Origin of the sequence: Chryseobacterium sp. MYb7 (assembly GCF_002979455.1) — a bacterium.
Classification (GTDB): Bacteria; Bacteroidota; Bacteroidia; order Flavobacteriales; family Weeksellaceae; genus Chryseobacterium.
Window position 1 is genome coordinate 65,554 of sequence record NZ_PCOU01000016.1, and the last position, 21,240, is coordinate 86,793.

Sequence of the window (21,240 nt, forward strand, 5' to 3'; positions counted from 1 at the left end):
ATGCTTTTTTTATAACTTCGCAGTATGGCAAAACTGAAAACAGCATATTTCTGTCAAAACTGCGGAACTCAATATCCACAATGGCTTGGGCAATGTAAAAACTGTGGAGAATGGAATACATTAGTGGAAGAAGTGGTTGAAAAACCCTCTCATAAAACACCTCCTTTCTCAAAAACCAAACAACATGTGATCAATATTGTTGAAGTGGAAACAAGTGAGGAACCGAGAATAAGAACCCCTTCTGAAGAACTAAACCGCGTTTTAGGAGGTGGGATCGTTTTAGGATCCGTTACGTTGATTGGCGGTGAGCCAGGAATAGGAAAATCTACTCTGCTCCTTCAGCTTGCCTTGAAAATGAAAAAGAAAGTCTTCTATGTTTCCGGGGAAGAAAGCGCATCTCAGATTAAAATGAGAGCGGACAGATTGACGGATATTTTAAATCCCAACTGCTATCTTTTTACCGAAACTTCATTGGAGAAAATTCTTCATGAAGCCAAGAAACTGGAACCGGATTTTATGATTATTGATTCCATTCAAACACTGCAATCCCAGTTGATCGAAAGTTCTCCCGGAACAGTATCTCAAATCCGGGAATGTTCCAATGAGATCATCAAATTTGCCAAAGAAAATAACACTCCCGTATTTCTGGTAGGACACATCACGAAAGACGGACAGATTGCCGGACCAAAAGTACTGGAACATATGGTAGATGTGGTTCTGAATTTCGACGGAGATAGAAATCACCTTTTCAGATTATTGAGAGCTAATAAAAACCGTTTCGGGTCTACTTCCGAGATTGGTATCTACGAAATGATTTCTCAAGGATTAAAAGAAATTAAAAATCCTTCTGAAATCCTGATCACCAAAAAATTTGAAGAGCTTTCCGGTAACTCCGTAGCGGTAACTCTGGAAGGAAACCGACCTATGCTGCTGGAGATTCAGGCATTGGTAAGTACGGCTGTGTATGGTACCCCTCAAAGAAGCTGCACAGGTTTTGATTCCAAAAGGTTGAATATGCTTTTGGCTGTTCTTGAAAAAAGAGCTGGTTTCCAGCTGGGAGCTAAAGACGTTTTCCTGAATATTACCGGAGGAATAAAGACTGATGATCCAGCACTGGATCTGGCGGTCATTGCTTCTGTTCTCTCATCGAATGAGGATATTGCGATCTCAGAACATTACTGTTTTGCCGGAGAAATCGGGTTAAGCGGTGAAATACGCCCTATAGCACAGGTGGAACAAAGAATTACCGAAGCTGAAAAACTGGGGTATGAAAAAATATTTGTTTCCAATCTTAATAAAATTCCGAAGAAAAAATTTGGGATAAAGATCGAAGAGGTGAGTAAAATTGAGGATTTTCACGAGAGGCTTTTTTAATCATGAATGGTCAATTCTGCTACGCAAATCAATAGTCAATTGAGATGTTGTTAAAAAATTCACAAGCGAAGCGAATTCACTTTTCACCTTTCACTATCCACATTTAATTCATACCTTTAAGTTATGAATTATCTGGCGCATTCCTTTCTTTCTTTTACCGACGGGCAGGTCGTGGGGCAATTTCTCGAAGATTTTATCCGCAACAGAGATCGTTTTACTTTTCCGAAAGATATTCAGGACGGAATTACCCTGCACAGAGCTATTGATACGTTTACAGATTCTCATCCTGCCATTCATGAAGCCAAAAAAGTATTTGCTCCTTTGGTAAGACTGTATGCAGGGGCATTTGTGGATGTTTCTATGGATTACTTTGTGGCCAACGACCTTTCTTTAAACACCCTCACAGAATGGAAAGCACATTCTCTTAAGGTTTACAGCGTTTTGAACGCTAATGAGCAATGGCTGCCGGAAAATTTCAAAAAAATGCTTGTCAAAATGGAGCATGACGACTGGCTTTATAATTACCGTGAAGATTGGGGAATTAAATTCAGTATTCAGAATGTCTTGAATAAAGCTAAATACCTTGATAAAGATATCCCTGTTTTTGAAGCTTTTTTAAAGAACAAAAATCATCTTCAGCAATGTTATGATGATTTTTTTCCTGACTTGCTAGCTCATGCGAAAGGAATTAATACACTATTGCAATAAAAGGATAAATAAAAACACTTACCAAAGTAAGTGTTTTAAGTATTTGTGCTGTTAGAATCCGTTATTTTAAATTTAAAAACAGGTAAATGGGAACTTTCACCTTAAGAGTTTTTTAAAACTATAGGATTGTGTCTATTTTTTAATTTGTGCTTTTAGAGAATTAATTTCTTCCTGCTGCATTTTTAGCATTTCTTGCATTTTATTAATTTGCTGCTGCTGTTGCTGCATTGCCTTAGTAAGAACAACAGTCATTTCAGCATAATTCACACCTAGTGTTTTCATTTCATCATTATCAACATTCACTAGTTCTGGCATTGCTGCCTTAACCTCCTGGGCTATAAATCCTATTTTTTTGTCTTTACTCAGTTTCTCATCTTTATATTTATAATTAATAGTGCGAAGATTTAAGATTTCTTTTAATCCATAGGCATTATCAACAATATCTTTTTTTATCCTGATATCTGATGGTGTAATTGTACCTGATGCCACAATATTTCCGGCAACAGTTAGCTTTGCAGTACCCGTAGGAGTAGTACCCAATCCAAAGTTTCCATTTACCAGGTCCATTACCAGGTCATTACTACCGGTCCGGCTAATAAGGAAAATACCATTTCCACCACCAGTAGTAGGGTTAATTCCCATTATCGCCTCCTTGTTAGTACCGGAAGCATCTTTTGCCAGAAGGTACTGGATAACAGCCTGGCCGTTACCACTATTCTCTAACTTCAATGCCATATTGGTCGTATTGGATGTTGTTACTACAGTCCCTCCCGTTCCATTAGTAGTTATGTGTGAATTACCATTAACCGTAAGTTTTTCGGTAGTGGTAGGAAGTGCACCCATCGCGAAATTACCATTTGCAAGATCCATTACAAAGTCGTTAGCACTGGTTCGGGCAAGGAGGAAAATTCCATTTGTATTAACGGTGGGATTAATTCCCATCACCGTCTCTTTAGCTGTACCGGAAGCATCTTTTGTCAGAAGGTGCTGGATCACAGACTGACCGTTACCCGCGTTTTCTAACCTCAATGCTATATTGGCTGTGTTAGTATTTGCTACAACATTTCCGCCGGTTCCGGTAGTAGTTATGTGTGAGTTACCAATAACTGTAAGTTTTTCAGTAGCAGTAGGAATTGCATTTATCCCAAAATTACCATTGACAAGGTCCATTACCATATCGTTAACACCTCCGTCTCGACTAAGAAGAAAAATACCATTCCCCCCCACAATAGTAGGATTAAGTCCCATTACTGATTGTTTGGTAGCACCAGAGGCATCTTTTGCTAAAAGGTGTTGGATCACAGCTTGACCATTAACATTGTTCTCTAACCGCAATGCCATATTAGTAGTATTAGCAGCTGTTACAGCAGTTCCGCCTGTTCCTGTGTTCAATATATGAGCACTGGTTTGTGGTGCAGCAGATCCAATCCCAACTCTATTGTTAGCGGCATCTACGGAAAGCGTAGTTCCATCTACAGAGAATCCGTTGACAGCTGTTGATGTAAAGGTCAATGGATTCGCGCCTTGTGTTACCGTTCGCGTTCCGGTAAGTGTTCCATCAGAGTTATAAAGATTTACCGCTCCATCAGTTACATTTTTCCAAAGTATTCCATTGAAAAAATAATAACCGGCAGCTGTAATCTCTATGGTTTGAGCCACACTAGGAATAGTTCCAAACGGAGCTGTAGCATCAGTTACATACACTATAGCACCTAACTGATTTGAGCCATACGTACTTGGTGCCTTTGCGGCAAGCTGCTGCCGAGTAATTCTTGGTGCCATCACCCCATCTTTTGAAGTTGTGGAAACACCATTTCCTGTTACATCTAATGTAGATTGAGGAGTTGTTGTATTAATCCCAACTTGACCCGCTACAAATGAAAAAGAGCCAAAGAGGAATACAAATGGGTAATAAAATTTTGTTTTCATAAAAAGTCATTTTATATTAATAATAAATTAAATTTATATAAACTGAATCATTTGCAATAATATATCAAATATACTGATTAAAACAATACATAAATTAATTAAATATTAATTATCTTAATTTAACAAATGAACTTTATTATGAACAAAATAATAAGATTAAATCAAAACACTTTGTATAAATAACGGTTAGGATAGGTAAGTTTTTCACTGCTTCTTTGGCCGTTCACAATGATATGGACTATATTGATCTGATCATCAAAAAGATTATAGAGAAAACTAACTGCAGTTTCTACTTTTTTAGGCGTGGCAACGGGTTCAGATTCCAGAAAAACATTTACAGATTCCTGATCTTCTTCGCAGCCAATATAATTAACCTTTAAAAATTTGTTATCGGCTTTCAATTTGAAATATTCTGAACAGTATTTCTGTAATGCCTCATTCAGTTTTGCCTTATACTTTTCATCATTAAAATGGAAAGTTCCCCCATATTTTTTCCCCAAACCACTTTCCATATCATCAAGGAAGAATCTTCCCGTCACTTCAAATGTTCTGGATTTCGAATTATAATTAATTTCTACAGAACCTACATGATAGGGGTGAAAAGCTTCACTGCTCGTAAAGCTCTGAAAAACCACCGTTAATGATAAAAGAAAACTCCAAAAAAACTTACCCGACATGAATTTTATTTTACAGCAAATATAAAAAAAGCAACAGTTATAGAAACTGCTGCTTTACTATTTGAATTTGATAATGAAGTCTTATTCTTTAATTACTTTTTTCGTAATTTTTGTATTATCCTCCAATACAATGGTAAACAGATAAGTTCCTTTTACCAGTTCCGAAACATTAATTCTACCTGAATGGGTATCTACATTTACAGTTTTTATCAATTTCCCTGAAACATCATAAATGGTTACCGTTCCTTTAGAATGTCTGCCCAAAACTACATTTACAAAGTCTTTCGCAGGATTCGGAGTGATGTTCACTTCTGAATTCAGTTTAATGTCTGCTGTTCCTAATGTAGTTCCTGTTTTAACAAAATATCCGCCAAAACCTGTTGCCTGGAAGCTTACTTCCCAGTACTGATAGGTATCATTCCAGATAATATCTGCAATATCAGGAGTAATAATTGTTGCAGATCCTCCAAAAGAAGCCGTAGTACCTGTTGTACTTGTTCCAGTATATTTTTCAATAAGAAGATTGGCTTTATTGGCAACATCAGTAGGTGAAGTAGGTAGTTTCACTCCGCTTGTCAGGTTATAAGCATCAAAATCAGCCTGTTTGAAGTATAAAGTTACTTTTCCGGTTGCTGTAGTTGTGTTTGCATCAGAATTGATTTCATATCTTCTTGCCACATAGTTTGGCTGTGCATTATCCACCCATACTTTTGAAGTTACATTTCCTGTTACTGTACTTGCTGTTTCTTTCTCCACTCTTGCAATAAGCTGGCAGGCATTAGTGAAATAATTGTTTCCATTAGCTACGGTATTTGCTTTCGTTTGATTGGAAGTGGCTAAATTCTTTACTTCAGCTACATTTTCATAAATTACGGCTCTCATTTTAAGGTCAAATGTTCTTGAAGTCCATGTGGTACCATCTGTAGATGTCTTAGACCTGTTATTCACCACAGCATTTTCAGCTTTCATGGCAATTCTTCCTCCTAAGCCATTTACAACAATATAAAATTCTTTTCCGGTTACCATTTGTACATTTAGATCGGAAAGATTCACATAATTCCATGTGAATTTTTGCGTATTATTAAGCCACGACGTGATGGTTTTAGTAGCAATAATATCTCCTGGATTTCCGCTGGCATTCACTTTTCTGATCTGAATATCGACCGGAATATCTGAAGGTATTGAAGTTCCGGTTAAGAATGAAAACCCGCCCAATTTCCCTGTTAATGTTGGCGTATATCTTACCGCAAGGGCTATATTATCAAAATAATAATTAGATTCTGTATTTGCAATAATATAAGGTTCATCATAACCTATAGTCTCAAAATTAGATTTCACGCATCCTAATTCATCAGTAACTGCTTTATAAATATCTAGTTTACCATATCCCCATCTCATGTTAGGAACTGCTCCGGTAGCACCATCCATTCTTGCATTAGCTGTAAGACGTGATTTCACCTGTGCTGCAGTTAATGTAGGATTGGCCTGAAGCAATAAACCTACTGCTCCTGCAACTCCTGGTGAAGACATACTGGTTCCCTGGTTTTTCACATAATAAGTAGTTCCTGCAATAATATCTGTAGCAGCAGGAGCTGAATCGGCGGATCTTGAAGAAATTACATTCTGACCAGAACCTGCGATCTCCGGTTTTTGAACACCATCCACTCTTGGCCCCTGTGAACTGAATGAAGAAATGGACTCCTGAGGAGTAAGCGTAAAATAACCGCTTGTTCCGCTATACCAACTCGCTCTTCCCATATATGAGGCTACAGTAATAGCATTAGAAGCATTTCCTGGTGATCCTACAATATATTCATTATCTCCGTTTTGTAATGTTGTTGCCACTCCCTGGCTATACAACCAGCCATGGGTTGTTATCTGCTGTGTGCCGTTGTTGGTAATTTCTAATGTATAATTCCCTTGAGCATTCGTAGTTCCTGAAACTCTGGATACTACCAGCTGAACATATCGTTTGTTATTATCATTTCCCCAATAATTATACATCGTAGCTGTAAGATCTCCTCCCAATATACTATGAGTGGTTGTAGTGCTTATATTTTGGGTATACACCTGTCCATCAGGAGTTGTTAGCTTTGCTGTAACAGGAGAATTATCATTAGCATACATAATAAATGAAAATACAGATGCCGCAGAAGTATTACTTGCTACTGTAAAAGTATAGGTCTGTGCCGCATTGGCTGCTATATCTACTTTTCTGTGAAGATTAGCTCCATAATCATTACCTGCAGAAATCACGACTACTCTTCCTGCCCCCGAAGTAGTAAAGTTATTTACTGCTACTTCATGGCTGGAAGTTCCGTCATGGGCACTGCTCTGACCACCGATACTCATATTGACAACAATAGGTTTATTGAGAGCTGTTGCTACGTTTTTAAAGTAGGTTAAAGCATTAATTGTATTGGTTGTAGGAAAAGATCCATTACCTCCTTTTACAAAGACAATATCCGCATCAGACGAGAATCCTTTATGTCTTTTATCTGTAAAACAGGAACCATTTCCTGCAGCAGTACCTGAAACGTGAGTTCCATGTCCATTGGTATCATTTTCGCGAACGTAGCCTGTAGGTGTTCCATCCAGTTCATCTTCAATCTGTGCTCTTGTGTATTCTACCCCTGTAGAAAATCCTGTAGGAGTAGTCTCTCCAAATTGCGCCGTTAATGTCTGATCCCATATGGAAACAATTCTGCTTTTGGTCTGGTCATCAGCTTTTCGGAAATCAGGATGCTTCCAGTCTATTCCGCTGTCATAAATCCCTACTAGGACACCGGTACCGTTATAAGCCGTATTATTGAAAACTCCATCCTGCAAAAGACTTGCTCCGGATTGAGCTCTACTTACATCATTATGAAGTTCATCGAATGCAGGTGCGGCTACTGAAGTCACATAGGGTAATGTCATCAGTCTTTCAATATCTTCTATGGAAACTAACGCTGTAGAGAAAGTTGGCAGCTGGCTTTGTACCAGAAAACCGTCAGCTTTCAGTTTTTCCGGTTCTTTAGTATAAATAATACATGAATACATGGTTTGTGCTCCTTTTGAAGTCACCACCAAATGTTGATCAAGTTTCATATCGGGGCGTTCCAATTCTTTTACAACTCTTCCATTGGCAATGCTCTCCTTATTTTTCAATAAAATATCAAATCTGGAGTCTAATTTTTGTACTTGCCCATAAAAAGCATAGGAATACAACCCCAAAAATGCTACAGTAGCATTTCGAAGAAGCTTCGTTCCTCCGGGCGAAATGTGTACTTTTGTAAAGAATAATTTTTTAATATCCATTTTCATTTTTTTAGATCTACAATTATACAATTTTTATTTTATAAATAAATAATTCACCATATTAGTAATTATTAAAGTAAAAACATGAAAATAACTATTGAATTAATTAAATTTTAACAAAATATTCAAAATATAAAATATTTTAATCAAAATGCAGGATTTTCTTTTTTATTTACACCTTGGATGGGAGCATATAATCTCTCTGGATGCCTTAGATCACCAGCTGTTTGTATTGGCTTTGATTGCTGTTTATTCTTACAATGACTGGAAAAAAATCCTGATTCTTGTTACTGCATTTACTATCGGGCATTCCATTACATTGGCTTTAAGTATTTTGGATGTCTTCAGAGTTCCTTCCGCTTGGGTTGAGTTTTTGATTCCTCTGACTATTGTTGTGACTTCTTTGGATAATATTATTATGAAAAACCAGAAGCAGACTTTGATGCGCGCCAATTACTACCTTGCTCTCATCTTCGGACTTGTTCATGGAATGGGATTCGCCAATACAGCAAGAGTAATGATTGCAAAAAGTCAAAGCATTGCATTACCACTATTAGGCTTCAATATAGGTCTCGAACTTGGGCAGATTGTAATTGTTTCTGCTATTTTAATTATTCTGTTTATACTGCTTAACATTTTTAAAGTGAATAAGAAAGACTGGATTCTTTTTGTCTCTTCCGGAGTATTTGCTCTTTCCTTAAAAATGACATTGGAAAGAATTCCTTTTTAAAAGTTAAATATTGATATTATTTCAATAGCTTATTCCTATATTTGATCATTAATAAATCCTTTTCGGTTATGAAACTAAAAGTTGTTATACTTTCAATTTCTGTATTTGCATATACAGGTTTCACCGCACAAAATATTCAGAATAACCCAGGCAGCAATCATGGTAACAGGTTTGAGCAGCTGGGAACAATTCTACCAACACCCAACATCTACAGAACGGCTTCAGGAGCTCCGGGACACGGATACTGGCAAAACAGAGCCGATTATAACATTTCCGCCTATCTGGATGAGGATAAAAGAAATCTGAAAGGTTCAGAAACAGTTACCTATTACAACAACTCTCCTGATGAACTGGATTATATCTGGCTGCAGCTTGATGAAAATGAACATTCAAGCATCAGAAACGCCGGATACGACGCTTCATCTGTTCTTCGTCCTTCCACCACAGATCAGCAGCTTAAAGTTTCTGAGCTTCCCGTGAAAGACAATGGCTATGGAGTAAGTCTTGAAAAAGTAACTGATGCTTCAGGAAATCCTTTGAAGTATACCGTCAACAAGACGATGATGCGTATTGATCTTCCTAAAGTTTTGAAAAAAGGGGAAAAATTCGTTTTCAAAGTAGACTGGAATTACAATATTTCCAACAGAATTAAGATGGGAGGCCGAGGCGGCTATGAAAACTTCCCTGAAGACGGCAATGATCTGTATACGATGGCACAATGGTATCCAAGAATGTGTGTGTACAGTGATTTCCAGGGATGGCAAAACCATCAGTTTACCGGAAGAGGTGAGTTTGCTTTGGTTTTCGGAGATTTTAAAGTTTCTATGAATGTTCCTGCTGATCATATTGTAGGAGGAACCGGAGAATGTAAAAACTATGATCAGGTGCTTACCTCTGATCAACTATCAAGATATAAAAAGGCTGAAAATGCAGCTGAGCCTATTGAAATTGTAACGTTGGATGAAGCTAAAAAAGCAGAGAAAAATCATTCAAAACAAAGAAAAACATGGGTTTTCGAAGCAAAAGATGTTCGTGATTTTGCATGGACTTCTTCCAGAAAATTTGTCTGGGACGGAATGCGTGTAACGATTCCTGAGAACAATAATAAGGTAATGGCAATGAGCTTCTATCCAAAAGAATCTTATGGTCTTTACAGAAAGTTTTCCACAAAGGCTGTAGCTCATACCATAAAAACTTATTCGGAATTTACAATTCCTTATCCCTATCCTGTAGCGCAATCTGTAGAGGCTTCCAACGGAATGGAATATCCTATGATCTGTTTCAATTTCGGAAGAACGGAGAAAGACGGAACCTATTCTGAAGGAACCAAAAATGGAATGCTTGGGGTAATCATCCACGAAGTGGGTCACAACTTCTTCCCTATGATCATTAATTCTGATGAAAGACAGTGGGCATGGATGGATGAAGGTCTGAATACCTTTACGGAGTATCTTACAGAAGAAAAATGGGATAATAAATTCCCTTCCAAAAGAGGACCGGCATGGACGATCGTAGATTATATGAAACTGCCGAAAGATCAGCTGGAGCCTATCATGAGTAACTCTGAGAATATTGTTCAATATGGTCCGAATGCCTATTCAAAACCTGCTACAGGATTGAATATTCTTCGTGAAACCATCATGGGAAGAGAGCTTTTCGACAAAGCTTTTAAAACCTATGCAAAAAGATGGGCATTCAAACATCCTGAACCTGCAGATTTATTCCGTACAATGGAAGATGCCAGTGGTGAAGATCTTGACTGGTTCTGGAGAGGGTGGTTCTACGGTACAGATCCTGTAGATATCGCTATTGATAAAGTAACAGTAGCTGTTCCAAACCTTGAAACAGATCCAAAAGCTGCGGCGGAAGTAAAATATCAGGTAGAGAAACCTTTGGTAAGCAGTTTTGAAGATCTTTCAAAAATCAGAAACAGAGAAGACAAGAATATCAAATTCTATGTTGACGGTGATAAGGACGCTCAGGATTTCTATTACAGATATGACAGAGGTCAGGAAAAGGTAGATAATAATAAGGAATACACCATCAAAACAGAGGCAGGCCTTCCTTTAGATACCAAGGATAAAGAAAAGTTCAAGAATATTACAGAATATCAGATTGATTTTGTGAACAAGGGCGGATTGGTAATGCCTATCATCCTTGAATTTACTTTTGAAGATGGTTCCAAATTATATGACAAGTCTGCCGCACAGATCTGGCGACTGAACGAGCAAAAGGTTTCCAAAACCTATTATTTTGATAAAAAAATAAAATCTATTCAGCTTGATCCGATGAGAGAAACTGCTGATATTGATACAACTAATAATTTATGGACCAGTGCCGGATCCGGTGCTGAAACTTCAAAATTCCAGCTCTTTAAACAAAAACAGGAAGCGGGTTCTGTAAGAGGAGGCTCCACCGGAAAGGTCAACCCAATGCAGGCCGCCGGAAAGAGTTAAAAGCCAAAAGGTTGTAACTTTTAACAAATACAGCACTACTTATTATTAAAAAGATCATGAAAACTATTCTTTTCCTTTTAATACTAAGTAGTGCTAATTTTTTTCCCCAGAAACTACTTACTCCTGAAAATACCGGGATCAATTCAAAACTCATCCAGAATGAAACTTCTGAAGCGGTATGGTTTGCTGAAAATGCAGGCACAAAAATAGAAATAGGAAGCATTATTACTGAGATCAAAAAACTCAACAAAGCAGATCTTCTTATCAGAACTACTGTAAAAATGAAACAGGCTCCGGATGCTCAATGGACGGATTCTACTCTTGTAAAAACTTCCAATTTCAGCCCAGTCTACCACTCTTCTTACAATTCAATGAGAGACATGGTTCTCAAGTCTGAAAAAGATAAGGTCACCGGATATTATCTGGATAAGAAATCTCAGAAAAAAGACGTGATCGAAATTCCTGCAGATCCCTATTTTGACAGCAGCAGCTATGCCATGCTGATCAGATATCTTCCTTTGAAAGAACACTATACTGCCGAGATTTCTATTTTCGATTATAACCCCAAATCTGAGAAAAAAGGGATGATGAAAGCCTACATTCTGGATACTCAAAAAACAGAATATAAAGGAAAACCAGTTTGGGCAGTAAAAACCAATGATGACATTAGCAATAGAGCTACCGCAGTAACCTATTATATTGATGCAGCAACAAGGAAAATTGTAAAGCAGGATATAGAAATGGCAGGAAGAAAAATGTATTTAGAAACAGCTCCATAAATTACTTAAATCCAGATACCAACATCTTATTTTCATCTACAAAAAACATAACAACCTGAATTAAAAAGTTTTATATTTGAATCACCATAAACACCAAATGTCAAAAACCTGATTGACTTTAAATGTTCAGGAACGTACAAATCAAAATATTACTTATGAAAAATGCAAAATTATTAAGCAGAGATGCTCAAAAAACAATCAATGGCGGAATTGCTGCCAGACTTGTATGCTGCGAACGCGACGACAACGGAAAATGTACTTTATGGATTGGGCCGGGACAAAACTGTCCTTAGTTCGATGATCTGATACAATTTTGAATAAAGCCGGAAATTTCCGGCTTTTTCTTTTTATACCTTCCATTATCTGTTCATTACAATCTGATAATCAAAATTTTATTTAAAAAAAACACCAATAAAATATATCACACAATAAAGAAAAATAGTATCTTTGATATACTTCTTTTACACCAAATGTCAAAATCCTGATTGACTTTAAATGCTCAGGAATGTACAAATCAAAATATTTCTAACTATGAAAAATGCTAAATTATTAAGCAGAGATGCTCAGAAATCAATCAATGGCGGAGCAGCAGGACGTTTTTGCTGTGAGTACAATTACAAAGGACAGTGTATCCTGTGGATAGGACCGGGACAATATTGCCCATAGTCTGTCATCAGATAACAATTTAAGATAAAGCCGGAAATTTCCGGCTTTATTTTTTATCCTAAATGTTCTTTTAAATTCTTTTTATAAGTTCTTCCCAACGGAAGTTCATCTCCGTTTTTCAAAAAAACATGTCCGGAGTTATAAGAATTGATATGCTCTGATAACACAATATAAGACTTGTGAATTCTGATAAACCCAAAATGTTGAAATTTCTCTTCAAAATTAGACATTCTATCCAGAATCATATACTTTTTCAGAGGCGTCATCAGGACAATATACTCTCCAAATCCCTGTATCCATAGAATATCTTTAAGAAAGACCTTATTCATCACATAATTGGATTTGAACATGATGTAGTCTTCCTGCTGCTGATTATTAGCCGAGCTTTTAAATTGAACAAAATCCCTTGCTTTATTGACTGCTTTTTTAAAAGTATCAAAATCTACAGGCTTGATAAGATAATGAACAACATCCAGCTCAAATGCTTTCACCGCATATTTTGTTTCTAAGGTAATAAAAATACAAAGTGGCGGATCGGGAAGCTGCTGTAAAAGTTCAACTCCGTTGATCCCGGGCATATTGATATCGAAAACCACAAGATCTACTTTATTTGCTTTCAGAAAAGCCAGTGCTTCTTCCGGTTTCTGAAATGAAGCCAGCAATTCAACCTCTTCAAGCTGATCGCAATATTGTTTTACAAGCTTTAATGCAGGATATTCATCATCTACATTAACGATAGTCAGATTAGCCATTGATAGTAATTGTTAAAGCAATTTTATATTGATCTTTTTCTTTCGGTCCGGAATAAAATTCATACTGCTCCATATAAAATTTTTCCAATATATGAATAATTGCTTCATTACCCAACCCGTGATAATTGGATTCCACCTCATGAATTCTATCTTTCCCGACAGAATTTATAATTTCAAAATACAGTTCAGACCGTTCAATTTTACAGAACAGTTTTATAAAACCGTGAATATCTTCCCCTATCGCTGAATGTTTTAAAGCATTTTCAAATAAAGTAAGCAATATAGCAGACGGAATTTCAGCAATGTCAAATTCTTCCTGATCTTCAATATCCATCACAATATCAAGTTGATTATTGTATTTAAGCTGGTATAAAGCGGCAAGTGCTTTCAATGAAGAAAATTCCTGGGAAACGGTTACTTTTTCTTTTCCGCTGTCATAAATAATATATTTCAAAAGTTTGCTCAGCTGCAAAATAGAATCCGATGTCTTTTCTGAATGGGTAAAACTGTTCGCATAAATGTTATTAAGGGTATTCAGCAAAAAGTGAGGATTTAGCTTAGATTTCAACAAATCAAGGTAAAGCTGATCTTTCTCTTCACCAAGGCTGATCACATCCTGCTCTATTAAAAATTTGTCTTTGGTAATCCCCAAAAAAGAACCTACAAGGATTATTATTCCCTGAGAAATATACACATTATACAGAAAACCGACATGGTAGCCTTTTTCGCTGAAGTCTATCTGAAAAACGGCTGGCTCCCACAGAATCCTGAAAAGGCTGGATACTAAAAAGCAGATTAAAGCATACAGGATAAACTCCGGATATTTATTGGATAAATAGAATCGGGGAACCAAATAATAGTACACCAGATAATAAATTCCAACATTGAAAATGGTATTCAAAATAATGCTCACTACCAGCTGAGTGGAATCCAGGAAGTAGTTTTCGGTGAAATAAGTCATCAAAATGAAGATGAAAAGGAAAAATACATGCTGAAACCTCAACAAAAACTTCCAACGGTACTTCATAAGGCTTTCCAGAATTTTACCACTAAATAAAATCCTGATAATCAATAACATAATTATAAAATTAATGATTAAAAACATACTCCATACCTTATTTTGAAACGCATCAAATATAATATCTTTTTATCTCAAAATGCAGTTCGTTGAGAAAAACTGTCATTGATTGAAAAAATCTAAGCCCGCTCTTCTGAATAAATATATTTGAGAAACCGCAATATTAATCAAATATTACATGAAACTTAATATACAATTAACGCTAATTTTATCATTTTGCTTGATAACTGGTCTTTTACGTAGTCAGAGTAAAGACAACTATAATATGTGGTTTCAGTACCTGATGTCGGCAAAATTAACCGATAAAAGTACTTTAACTGCACTTACCCAATATCGTTCCTTTGACCTGGCTTACGACACAAGGCTTTTTCTTGTGAACGCTTATGTGGATTATGAAGTGGCAGAAAATATCAGACCCGCTGCAGGAGCTATGTTTTTGATCCTCGAATCTTATAATGCTGACGATTCCAAAAAGATAAGATATGAAAAAAGACCTTTCCAGCAGGTAACTGCTGATTATTACATTGGAAGAACATCAATTTCCAACCGGCTTAGAGTAGAAGAACGATTTATCAGCAATCCTGATGAATTTGAGGTGAGAATCCGGTATCTGATCTCTGTGAGAATTCCTTTCAATAAAAAAGGAGAAAAAGAAAAGCTCTACGGCATTCTCAAAAATGAAATAAGAATGAATGTTGACAAATTAGAACCTTTCGACAGCAATCGTATTACCGCAGGTCTTGGAATAAAACTAGGAAAAAATTCTGCTTTGGAGCTGGCCTTTATCAATCAGCTGGAAACCCAAAAAACAAGTAATTACGGATTTATAGGCTTCAGAAACAACTTTGACTGGAGAAAAAAGAAACAACAATAACCTCATTAATATTTATATAAAACTATGCTGACCTTTCTTGGCTTTTTAATGATTTTCATCTTCATGATTCTCATCATGAACAAAAAGATGACTCCGCTTACCGCCTTAGTCCTGGTTCCGGTTCTTATAGCTGTAGTAGCAGGATTCGGGCCTGATCTCGGAGATATGATGAAAAATGGTGTCAAAGAAATAGCACTCACGGGAGTTATGCTGATTTTTGCCATCCTGTATTTCAGTCTGATGATTGACACCGGGCTTTTCGAGCCTCTTGTTAATGTTATATTAAAGGCTGTAGGAGATAATCCTGTAAAAACAACCATCGGAACTGCCCTTCTCACCACTTTAGTTTCTTTAGACGGCGATGGCTCTTCCACTTACATTATTGTAGTAGCTGCATTACTCCCACTTTATAAAAAACAGGGCATGAACCCTCTGGTTTTAACCTGTATTATTATGCTCGCAGGTGGTATTATGAATATTCTACCATGGGGAGGTCCCACCGCCAGAGTAATGAGTTCTCTTAAGCTGGGTCATACTGAAATATTTGTTCCTATGATTCCGGTCATGCTGATCGGGCTGGTATGGGTATTTTTTGTTGCTTATATTCTGGGAGTTCGAGAGAAAAAAAGAATAAGCAAACATGGAAAATATACCAAATACAGCGGACAGGATATTGCCGGTGAAGATGACCCTGCATTAAGACGTCCGAAACTTATTATTGTCAATTTAATTCTGACCATTATCCTTCTTTGCGTTATGATTCTTGATATTATTCCTTTGGGCATTGCCTTTATGATTGCCTTCTGTATAGCTTCTCTGATTAATTATCCGAAACTGAAAGACCAGCAGAAAATTATTTCAAAACACGCTGGAAATGCTTTATCCGTAGCCGGAATGATCTTCGGTGCAGGAATTTTCACAGGAATCCTGAATGGTACAGGAATTATGAATGCTATGGGAAACAGCATTATCAGTATTGTTCCTAAAACCTGGGGCGGCTATCTGAATGTAATCACCGCTGTATTCAGCGTACCGCTTACTTTTTTCCTTACCAACGATGCTTATTATTTTGGAATATTACCTGTCATCACAGCAACGGGCAGCCAGCTGAATATTCCTCCTGATATTTTAGGACGCGCCAGTCTTGTGGGGCAGGCTTCTCACTTATTAAGTCCGTTGGTTCCTTCCACTTATCTGTTGGTTTCACTGGCAGGGGTTGAATTCTCTGACCATCTGAAATTCACTTTAAAATGGGCTATCGGATCATCAATTGTAATGTTGCTGAGTGCATTGGCTCTTGGTATTATATAAGATTATATCTTTGAATTTTGTAATCTTACCTTATAAAAAATGAATGATGAAACCTTCTAAGCAAAAAACGTTTACAGACTCCTATTTAAGAAACCTTACTCTGTATGTGTTCACAGCGATTATCTGTGGAGCATTAACCGGTTATTATTTTCCGGAAGTCAGTAAACATCTGGAAACAGTAAGCAGTTACTTTTTCACGCTTCTTGAAGTTTTGATTATTCCTGTTATTTTTATTGCAGTAACTTATGGGGTAAGCTATATTTTCAGCACCAAAAATGCTTTTAAAATTGTAAGTCAGATGGTTCTCTATTTTTTAATCATCACTTCCATCAGTATTTTATTGGGCATCGGATCCGGACTTCTTTTAAAGCCGGGAGCCAATACGGGGATTATGATTTCTTCCCACAAAGCGCTTCCGGAAAGATTTTTAACAAGAACAACAAATCCTTTACATATTAGCAACTATGTACTTTTTCTTTTAATATCAATAACTGCAGGTATCCTGATTGGTCTTTCAAAGAAAAAGAATAACATTCTTAAGGCTATAGACCTGGGAAGAAATCTGTTTTTCAAACTCATCAAGTATGTTTACATCTTTCTTCCCATCGTCATTTTCTCTAATATCGCTTATGGAATTTCTGTATACGGAATTAATACTTTGCTGCCATTAAGTAAAATTGTAGCCACAGTATATCTTACCTGTGTATTTTTCATTTTCGGGATATTAGGTGTTATAACGGCTTACTTTAAGATTAACCTTTGGGATTTTTTGATCAGCATCAAAGAAGAAATCATTCTTGTGGTAGCAACTTCGTCGTCAAAGACCGCATTTCCAATGATCTTTGATAAAATGGAATCACAAGGATATGACCGCAAAATACTTCGTCTTATTATTCCTCTAGGGTACAATTTTAATCTGGCAGGAGCATGTATTTACCTTTCAATTTCATGTATTTTCCTTATCCAGTTTTATAATATTCCACTTACAATAAAAGATTATTTCTGGCTTTTTATCACCATTTCAATTGCTTCAAAAACTGCTTCAGGAGTACCCGGATCAGGCTTTCTAGCCCTTATGTTTACCCTAAGCCGGTTTGGAAAAATTCCCACCACAGATCTTGCTCTGTTATACAGCATAGACCGCTTTATGAATGAAGCCAGATCGGTTACCAATTTCATAGGCATTACAGTTTCTGCTGCCATTATTTCAAAACTTAACCAAAATTCTATTCCTTTAAAAAATGATATTTCCTGATTTTACACACCTCTTCAATGACATATTAGAAAACCCTGCAAAATCGATCGCCATCATCGGCAATCTTATCCTTATCGAAAGCCTTCTTTCTGTAGATAATGCTGCAGTACTGGCGACCATCGTAATGGATCTTCCCGAACATCAAAGAAAAAGAGCCTTAAAATACGGAATCCTTGGAGCATACCTGTTTCGCGGACTGGCTCTTATTTTTGCTTCTGTATTAATTTCCGTTTGGTGGCTAAAACCACTGGGAGGATTATACCTTCTCTATATTTCTTTTGATTGGTTTATCAAAAAGATGAAAAACACAAATGATGAAGAAAATCCGGAGGAAAATCCTGACAAAGAATCCAGCTGGCTGTATAAAAACTCCATCGGGCTGCTGGGACAATTCTGGGCAACCGTTGCTATTGTAGAAGTCATGGATCTTGCTTTCTCCATAGACAATGTTTTTGCCGCAGTGGCTTTCTCTGATAATTTACTTCTGATTACACTTGGGGTATTTATAGGAATTTTAGCCATGAGATTTATTGCACAGTGGTTTGTTCGTTTGATGCAGGTATTTCCTTTCCTGGAAACTGCCGCTTTTGCTGTCATTGCTATTTTAGGGATTAAACTAAGTTTATCGTTATATGAGCACTTCTACCCTGCTACGGCATTCGCTCAATTTTTAGCCAGTCATACCATGGAAATTTTAGTTTCCGCCATTACCGTTCTTTTGTTTGTAGTTCCTGTAGTTACGAGTTATCTTTTCGGATTTCCAGCCCGTAAGAAATAATTTTTCTGCCAAATTTTCACATTCGGAAACAAAAGTCTGCCATTTCAGCCATCAGTGTCTCATGGCATACATTTAGGGAATTACAACACAGAAATAATTAAAAAATAAATATATTATGTCAGTAAACTTTAAACCATTGGCAGACAGAGTTCTGGTAGAGCCAATAGCAGCAGAAACTAAAACAGCTTCAGGAATCATTATCCCGGACACTGCAAAGGAAAAGCCGCAAGAAGGTACTGTAGTGGCAGTAGGTCCTGGTAAAAAGGATGAGCCTACAACAGTTCAGGTAGGTGATAAAGTTCTTTATGGAAAATATTCAGGTGCTGAATTGAAGTTGGAAGGTAAAGATTACTTAATCGTAAGAGAAGCTGATTTATTAGGAATCATTGGGTAAAAGCAGTAAGCATTAAGCTATAAGCAGTAGGCAATGAGAGACTACAAAAAATATGATACCTGGAAAATTTCTCATGAACTGGTAAAAGAAATTTATATTATTTCTGAAAATTTTCCTAAATCTGAGCTTTTTGGTCTTACTTCTCAAATAAGAAGAGCAGCCGTTTCTATTCCTACCAATATCGCAGAAGGTTGTGGAAGATCCACAGACAAAGAATTCGCAAGATTTTTAGAAATAAGTATAGGTTCCACAAACGAAACGGAATACCTTCTTTTACTTTCTTGTGATTTGGGATTTACTTCTGAAGATAAAATAGCAAAACTTAATGCGACCCTGAATTTAATCAGACAAAAACTTATACAACTCAGAAAAAAATTATTAAATAATAATTAATTGCTAAAGGTAAAAAAAGCTTATTGCTTAAAGCCTATAGCCCAAAGCTTAAAATTATGGCAAAAGAAATAAAATTCGATATTGAATCAAGAGACGCTCTAAAGAGAGGGGTAGATGCATTGGCTAATGCAGTAAAAGTAACTTTAGGTCCTAAAGGAAGAAACGTAGTCATCGAAAAATCTTTCGGTGCTCCACACGTAACGAAGGACGGTGTGTCTGTTGCAAAAGAAATCGAACTTGAAGACAGAGTAGAAAATATGGGAGCGCAAATGGTAAAAGAAGTGGCTTCCAAAACTAATGATATCGCAGGAGACGGTACTACTACCGCTACTGTATTGGCACAGGCTATCGTAAGAGAAGGTCTTAAGAACGTAGCTGCTGGTGCAAACCCAATGGATCTTAAAAGAGGAATCGACAAAGCTGTAACTGCAGTTGTTGAAAACCTTAAAGCACAGTCTCAGGCTGTTGGAGATTCTACAGATAAAGTAAAGCAAGTAGCTTCTGTATCTGCTAACAACGACGAAACGATCGGTGCTTTGATCGCTGAAGCTTTCGGAAAAGTTGGAAAAGAAGGAGTAATCACTGTAGAAGAAGCTAAAGGTATCGATACAACGGTAGATGTTGTGGAAGGTATGCAGTTCGACAGAGGTTACCAGTCACCTTACTTCGTGACTAACCCTGAGAAAATGTTAGCTGAACTAGAAAACCCATATATCCTTTTAGTAGAGAAGAAAATCTCTTCAATGAAAGAATTGTTACCAGTTCTTGAGCCAATTGCACAAGGTGGTAAGTCTCTATTGATCATCTCTGAAGAAGTTGAAGGTGAAGCTTTAGCTACTTTGGTAGTAAACAAATTAAGAGGTTCTCTTAAAATTGCTGCTGTAAAAGCTCCAGGATTCGGAGACAGAAGAAAAGCAATGTTAGAAGATATCGCGATCCTTACAGGTGGACAGGTAATCTCTGAAGAGCAAGGTTTCACTATGGAAAACATCTCTTTAGATATGCTTGGAACTGCTGAGAAAGTAACCATCGATAAAGACAACACAACTGTTGTAAATGGTGGTGGTGACGAAGCGAAAATCAAAGGAAGAGTAGCTCAGATCAAAGCTCAGATGGAAACTTCTACTTCTGATTATGATAAAGAAAAACTTCAGGAAAGACTAGCTAAGTTAGCTGGTGGTGTTGCTGTACTTTATGTAGGAGCAGCTTCTGAAGTTGAAATGAAAGAGAAAAAAGACAGAGTAGATGATGCACTACACGCTACAAGAGCTGCCGTAGAAGAAGGTATCGTTGCTGGTGGTGGTGTTGCTTTAGTAAGAGCAATCTCTGCTTTGGAAAACCTTACAGGAATCAATTCAGATGAAACTACAGGGATCAAAATCGTAAAAAGAGCAATCGAAGAGCCATTAAGACAAATCGTTGCTAACGCAGGTGGTGAAGGTTCTGTAATTGTTGCGAAAGTAGCAGAAGGAACAGGTGACTTCGGATATAACGCAAAAACTGACGAGTATGTTCACATGCTTGAAGCAGGAATCATTGACCCAACTAAAGTAACAAGAGTTGCTCTTGAAAATGCAGCTTCTGTATCTGGAATGCTTTTAACAACTGAGTGTGTTATCACTGAAATTAAGAGCGCTGAACCAGCTATGCCAATGGGTGGTGGAATGCCAGGAATGATGTAGTAACAAGTCGCTAAGACAAATTTAATATATAAACCGTTCTGCTTTTGTAGAGCGGTTTTTTGTTGGAATATGGTTTCCCGTAAGGAATAATTATTTCAAAATAT

Annotated in this window: 19 protein-coding genes; 14 read left to right on the forward strand and 5 right to left on the reverse strand. The window is 37.0% G+C overall.

Annotated features, from left to right (window positions below):
• The first annotated feature begins 24 nt into the window (after nt 1–24).
• Together radA and CQ046_RS13755 are read left to right on the forward strand one after the other, a co-directional pair.
• The gene (gene radA, locus CQ046_RS13750; protein WP_105702821.1) at nt 25–1,374 is read left to right on the forward strand and encodes a DNA repair protein RadA; all 1,350 of its coding nucleotides are present in this window, start codon (nt 25–27) and stop codon (nt 1,372–1,374) included.
• 123 nt (nt 1,375–1,497) lie between these two features.
• Nucleotides 1,498–2,082, forward strand: a complete 585-nt coding sequence (locus CQ046_RS13755; protein WP_105702822.1) for an ACP phosphodiesterase — start codon at nt 1,498–1,500, stop codon at nt 2,080–2,082.
• 132 nt (nt 2,083–2,214) lie between these two features.
• Here CQ046_RS13755 and CQ046_RS13760 read toward each other — a convergent pair whose 3' ends face one another.
• From CQ046_RS13760 to CQ046_RS13770, 3 genes are all read right to left on the reverse strand, one after another.
• Nucleotides 2,215–4,011 (reverse strand): tail fiber domain-containing protein, encoded by a 1,797-nt coding sequence (locus CQ046_RS13760; RefSeq protein WP_105702823.1) that lies wholly within the window; start codon nt 4,009–4,011, stop codon nt 2,215–2,217.
• A 161-nt stretch (nt 4,012–4,172) separates the two neighbouring features.
• Nucleotides 4,173–4,688 (reverse strand): DUF6702 family protein, encoded by a 516-nt coding sequence (locus CQ046_RS13765; protein WP_105702824.1) that lies wholly within the window; start codon nt 4,686–4,688, stop codon nt 4,173–4,175.
• 81 nt (nt 4,689–4,769) lie between these two features.
• A complete protein-coding gene (locus tag CQ046_RS13770; protein ID WP_165790517.1) occupies nt 4,770–7,988 on the reverse strand; it encodes a S8/S53 family peptidase in 3,219 nt (1,072 codons plus the stop codon).
• Nucleotides 7,989–8,139: 151 nt separating this feature from the next.
• Here CQ046_RS13770 and CQ046_RS13775 point away from each other — a divergent pair, with 151 nt between their 5' ends.
• The 5 genes from CQ046_RS13775 (at nt 8,140) to CQ046_RS23985 (ending at nt 12,619) form a co-directional block, all read left to right on the forward strand.
• Nucleotides 8,140–8,718: a HupE/UreJ family protein gene (locus CQ046_RS13775; protein WP_105702826.1), complete on the forward strand. Its 579-nt coding sequence runs from the start codon at nt 8,140–8,142 to the stop codon at nt 8,716–8,718.
• Nucleotides 8,719–8,786: 68 nt separating this feature from the next.
• Nucleotides 8,787–11,174 carry a M1 family metallopeptidase gene (locus CQ046_RS13780; protein ID WP_105702827.1) on the forward strand — a complete coding sequence of 796 codons (2,388 nt, stop codon included), beginning with the start codon at nt 8,787–8,789 and terminating at the stop codon, nt 11,172–11,174.
• A 56-nt stretch (nt 11,175–11,230) separates the two neighbouring features.
• On the forward strand, nt 11,231–11,953 hold the full coding sequence (locus tag CQ046_RS13785) for a hypothetical protein (protein ID WP_105702828.1): 723 nt from the start codon (nt 11,231–11,233) through the stop codon (nt 11,951–11,953).
• Nucleotides 11,954–12,108: 155 nt separating this feature from the next.
• On the forward strand, nt 12,109–12,246 hold the full coding sequence (locus CQ046_RS23585; RefSeq protein WP_165790518.1) for a hypothetical protein: 138 nt from the start codon (nt 12,109–12,111) through the stop codon (nt 12,244–12,246).
• 238 nt (nt 12,247–12,484) lie between these two features.
• Nucleotides 12,485–12,619, forward strand: coding sequence for a hypothetical protein (locus CQ046_RS23985; protein WP_262484685.1), 135 nt, complete (start codon nt 12,485–12,487; stop codon nt 12,617–12,619).
• 53 nt (nt 12,620–12,672) lie between these two features.
• Here CQ046_RS23985 and CQ046_RS13790 read toward each other — a convergent pair whose 3' ends face one another.
• Entirely contained in the window at nt 12,673–13,371 is a 699-nt protein-coding gene (locus tag CQ046_RS13790; protein WP_105702829.1) for a LytR/AlgR family response regulator transcription factor, read from the reverse strand.
• A complete protein-coding gene (locus tag CQ046_RS13795; protein ID WP_228406955.1) occupies nt 13,364–14,449 on the reverse strand; it encodes a sensor histidine kinase in 1,086 nt (361 codons plus the stop codon). Before CQ046_RS13795 ends, CQ046_RS13790 begins: the two co-directional genes overlap by 8 nt.
• 265 nt (nt 14,450–14,714) lie before the next feature.
• Here CQ046_RS13795 and CQ046_RS13800 point away from each other — a divergent pair, with 265 nt between their 5' ends.
• The 7 genes from CQ046_RS13800 (at nt 14,715) to groL (ending at nt 21,136) form a co-directional block, all read left to right on the forward strand.
• Nucleotides 14,715–15,323: a DUF2490 domain-containing protein gene (locus CQ046_RS13800; RefSeq protein WP_228406956.1), complete on the forward strand. Its 609-nt coding sequence runs from the start codon at nt 14,715–14,717 to the stop codon at nt 15,321–15,323.
• 24 nt (nt 15,324–15,347) lie between these two features.
• Nucleotides 15,348–16,634 (forward strand): CitMHS family transporter, encoded by a 1,287-nt coding sequence (locus CQ046_RS13805; protein ID WP_105702831.1) that lies wholly within the window; start codon nt 15,348–15,350, stop codon nt 16,632–16,634.
• Between the two features lie 46 nt (nt 16,635–16,680).
• Nucleotides 16,681–17,889, forward strand: a complete 1,209-nt coding sequence (locus tag CQ046_RS13810; RefSeq protein ID WP_185126194.1) for a cation:dicarboxylate symporter family transporter — start codon at nt 16,681–16,683, stop codon at nt 17,887–17,889.
• Nucleotides 17,876–18,667, forward strand: coding sequence for a TerC family protein (locus tag CQ046_RS13815; RefSeq protein ID WP_105702833.1), 792 nt, complete (start codon nt 17,876–17,878; stop codon nt 18,665–18,667). Before CQ046_RS13810 ends, CQ046_RS13815 begins: the two co-directional genes overlap by 14 nt.
• A 115-nt stretch (nt 18,668–18,782) precedes the next feature.
• Nucleotides 18,783–19,061, forward strand: a complete 279-nt coding sequence (gene groES / locus CQ046_RS13820; RefSeq protein ID WP_034696138.1) for a co-chaperone GroES — start codon at nt 18,783–18,785, stop codon at nt 19,059–19,061.
• A 33-nt stretch (nt 19,062–19,094) separates the two neighbouring features.
• Entirely contained in the window at nt 19,095–19,454 is a 360-nt protein-coding gene (locus tag CQ046_RS13825) for a four helix bundle protein (protein ID WP_105702834.1), read from the forward strand.
• Between the two features lie 56 nt (nt 19,455–19,510).
• On the forward strand, nt 19,511–21,136 hold the full coding sequence (gene groL / locus CQ046_RS13830; protein WP_105702835.1) for a chaperonin GroEL: 1,626 nt from the start codon (nt 19,511–19,513) through the stop codon (nt 21,134–21,136).
• Nucleotides 21,137–21,240: the final 104 nt, after the last annotated feature.

What these genes read in the sequence shown, in the direction of transcription:
- radA (WP_105702821.1), top strand. Translation starts at nt 25, where the DNA reads ATGGCAAAACTGAAAACAGCATATTTCTGTCAAAACTGCGGAACTCAA.
- CQ046_RS13755 (WP_105702822.1), top strand. Translation starts at nt 1,498, where the DNA reads ATGAATTATCTGGCGCATTCCTTTCTTTCTTTTACCGACGGGCAGGTC.
- CQ046_RS13760 (WP_105702823.1), bottom strand. Translation starts at nt 4,011, where the DNA reads ATGAAAACAAAATTTTATTACCCATTTGTATTCCTCTTTGGCTCTTTT.
- CQ046_RS13765 (WP_105702824.1), bottom strand. Translation starts at nt 4,688, where the DNA reads ATGTCGGGTAAGTTTTTTTGGAGTTTTCTTTTATCATTAACGGTGGTT.
- CQ046_RS13770 (WP_165790517.1), bottom strand. Translation starts at nt 7,988, where the DNA reads ATGGATATTAAAAAATTATTCTTTACAAAAGTACACATTTCGCCCGGA.
- CQ046_RS13775 (WP_105702826.1), top strand. Translation starts at nt 8,140, where the DNA reads ATGCAGGATTTTCTTTTTTATTTACACCTTGGATGGGAGCATATAATC.
- CQ046_RS13780 (WP_105702827.1), top strand. Translation starts at nt 8,787, where the DNA reads ATGAAACTAAAAGTTGTTATACTTTCAATTTCTGTATTTGCATATACA.
- CQ046_RS13785 (WP_105702828.1), top strand. Translation starts at nt 11,231, where the DNA reads ATGAAAACTATTCTTTTCCTTTTAATACTAAGTAGTGCTAATTTTTTT.
- CQ046_RS23585 (WP_165790518.1), top strand. Translation starts at nt 12,109, where the DNA reads ATGAAAAATGCAAAATTATTAAGCAGAGATGCTCAAAAAACAATCAAT.
- CQ046_RS23985 (WP_262484685.1), top strand. Translation starts at nt 12,485, where the DNA reads ATGAAAAATGCTAAATTATTAAGCAGAGATGCTCAGAAATCAATCAAT.
- CQ046_RS13790 (WP_105702829.1), bottom strand. Translation starts at nt 13,371, where the DNA reads ATGGCTAATCTGACTATCGTTAATGTAGATGATGAATATCCTGCATTA.
- CQ046_RS13795 (WP_228406955.1), bottom strand. Translation starts at nt 14,449, where the DNA reads ATGTTATTGATTATCAGGATTTTATTTAGTGGTAAAATTCTGGAAAGC.
- CQ046_RS13800 (WP_228406956.1), top strand. Translation starts at nt 14,715, where the DNA reads ATGTGGTTTCAGTACCTGATGTCGGCAAAATTAACCGATAAAAGTACT.
- CQ046_RS13805 (WP_105702831.1), top strand. Translation starts at nt 15,348, where the DNA reads ATGCTGACCTTTCTTGGCTTTTTAATGATTTTCATCTTCATGATTCTC.
- CQ046_RS13810 (WP_185126194.1), top strand. Translation starts at nt 16,681, where the DNA reads ATGAAACCTTCTAAGCAAAAAACGTTTACAGACTCCTATTTAAGAAAC.
- CQ046_RS13815 (WP_105702833.1), top strand. Translation starts at nt 17,876, where the DNA reads ATGATATTTCCTGATTTTACACACCTCTTCAATGACATATTAGAAAAC.
- groES (WP_034696138.1), top strand. Translation starts at nt 18,783, where the DNA reads ATGTCAGTAAACTTTAAACCATTGGCAGACAGAGTTCTGGTAGAGCCA.
- CQ046_RS13825 (WP_105702834.1), top strand. Translation starts at nt 19,095, where the DNA reads ATGAGAGACTACAAAAAATATGATACCTGGAAAATTTCTCATGAACTG.
- groL (WP_105702835.1), top strand. Translation starts at nt 19,511, where the DNA reads ATGGCAAAAGAAATAAAATTCGATATTGAATCAAGAGACGCTCTAAAG.